Source organism: Collinsella sp. AM15-2, assembly GCF_003471985.1.
Lineage (GTDB): Bacteria > Actinomycetota > Coriobacteriia > Coriobacteriales > Coriobacteriaceae > Collinsella.
Genome location: NZ_QRKO01000019.1, coordinates 1 through 1,506 on the forward strand (window position 1 = coordinate 1; position 1,506 = coordinate 1,506).

At 70.0% G+C, this 1,506-nt stretch carries 1 protein-coding gene; it reads left to right on the forward strand.

The features are described from left to right. The first annotated feature begins 126 nt into the window (after positions 1-126). Positions 127-1,446, forward strand: coding sequence for an IS256 family transposase (locus DW171_RS08045; protein ID WP_233502389.1), 1,320 nt, complete (start codon positions 127-129; stop codon positions 1,444-1,446). The last annotated feature ends 60 nt before the right edge of the window (positions 1,447-1,506 follow it).

Genomic DNA, 1,506 nt, shown 5'->3' on the forward strand with positions numbered 1-1,506 from the left:
GGTAGCGCGCAGAGATGTGGTGTAAGAGGCGGGGAATGCCCCGCCTCCGCCCTTTCTTGAAAGGGAGGGGACACCGCCTAGAATTCGTCGTTGGAGTAATGAAGGTGACGAATGGAAGGAAAGGCGATGCCCCAAGAAGAGAGTGTACTGCGCCTCGGCCGCGACGAGGCCCTCGAGGCGGCGAGGCTTTGGCAGGAGTGCGGCGACGCGCGCGAGTTCGCGTGCAGGGTGCTGGGCAGCGTGATGAACGCGCTGATGGACTCCGAGGCCCAGCAGATGTGCGGCGCGAGCCGCAACGAGCGCAGCGACGGCAGGGAGAACAGCCGCAACGGCTACCGCCCCAGGTCGCTCAAGACCGCCGTGGGCGACGTGGAGCTCGAGATACCCAAGCTCAGGCACGGCACCTACTACCCCGAGGGCATGCTCGCGCGATGGTCGCGCGTCGACACCTCGGTGGCCGCCATCGTGCAGGAGATGTACGTATGCGGCGTGTCCACCCGCAAGGTCGAGCGCGTGGCGTCCAAGCTGGGCATATCCTCGCTGTCGAGCTCGGAGGTCTCGAGCCTCTGCTCCGACCTCGACGCCGAGGTGGCGGAGTTCCGCCGCCGCGACCTGTCGGGCACGCCGTGCTGCTACCTGTGGCTCGACGCCACCTACATGAGCTGCAGGGTCGGCTCGTCGGTCGTCTCGCAGGGCGTCGTGACCGCGATCGGGCTGGGCGCCGACGGGCGCAAGCACTTCCTGGGCTGCGACGTGGTCGACACCGAGAGCGAGGACTCCTGGGCGGCATTCCTCGGCGGGCTGCGCGAGCGCGGGCTGGCCGGCGTTCGCCTCGTGGTCTCCGACAGCCACGCCGGGCTCGTGGCCGCCGTCTCGCGCCTGTTCCAGGGCTGCGCCTGGCAGCGCTGCGTGACGCACCTGCAGCGCAACCTCCAGAGCGCCTGCTCGGGCAGGCCCGAGGACTCCAAGGCGGCCGTCAGGGACCTCGTGCACGCCGCGGTCTACCAGGACGACCCCGACCTCGCGCGCTGCGTGTGGGCCGAGGCGGCGCCCTGGGTGGCGTCGGTGTCCGCCAGGGCCGGCGAGGTCTTCGAGCAGGCCGAGGACTCCGCGCTGGCGTTCACGGCCTTCCCCAGGGCGCACTGGGCCAAGCTCCGCACCAACAACGTCCAGGAGCGCGCCAACCGCGAGATCAAGCGCCGCTACAGGGTCGTGCAGTCCTTCCCCTCGAGGGAGTCGATGCTGCGCCTGACGTGCGCGAGCCTCATGGAGACCGAGGGACAGTGGTCCCAGCAGCGCGTGTTCTCCGAGGCCTCGGCCGCCGAGGGCTTCGCCGAGCCCGCGGACAGGCCGGCCCCGACAGAGGGGAGGCGCCGCGCGCTCGGGCGGCGCGCCAGGGAGATAGTGGACGAGATAGTCGAGAGGCGCGGTCTCAAGAAGGAGTAACATCGGGACTTGCAGCGACGGACCTCGGGACGCTCTTACACCACGTCTGCGCGCGCCACC